Consider the following 500-nt stretch of genomic DNA (forward strand, 5'->3'; position numbering starts at 1 on the left):
CGCACAGAAGCAGCTTCGGGTTCTTCGCCAGCGCGCGGGCGATGGCCACGCGCTGCTGTTCGCCGCCGGAGAGCTGGGCGGGGAAGTTGTCCAGCCGATGCCCCAGCCCCACCTGGGCAAGCACCTCGGCCGCATCGAGCGGGTCCTTGCAGATCTGGCTCGCCAGCTCCACGTTCTCCAACGCCGTGAGGTTCTGCACGAGGTTGTAGAACTGGAACACGAAGCCTATGTCGTAGCGGCGGTAGTAGGTGAGCTTCTTGCTGTTGAACGCGCTGATGTCGCGCCCGTCCAGCATGATGGTGCCCGACGAGCACCCGTCCATGCCGCCCAGCATGTTCAGGAGCGTGGTCTTGCCGGCGCCCGAGGGCCCCACCACCACCACGAGCTCGCCGCGCTCGATGTCGAACGTCATCCCGTCGACGGCCGCAACCTCCACCTCGCCCATCGTGTACACCTTGCGCACGTCGCGGAACTCCACGAATGCCAAATCGATCCCTCTC

General features: G+C 65.6%; 1 protein-coding gene. It reads right to left on the reverse strand.

What is annotated here, in order from left to right; translation table 11 throughout:
• Positions 1–487 (reverse strand): ABC transporter ATP-binding protein (locus C2L80_RS13660; protein ID WP_103263379.1); only part of this gene is annotated, 487 nt, incomplete at its 3' end.
• Between the last annotated feature and the right edge of the window lie 13 nt (positions 488–500).

This window comes from Rubneribacter badeniensis, from assembly GCF_002899695.1.
GTDB lineage: Bacteria > Actinomycetota > Coriobacteriia > Coriobacteriales > Eggerthellaceae > Rubneribacter > Rubneribacter badeniensis.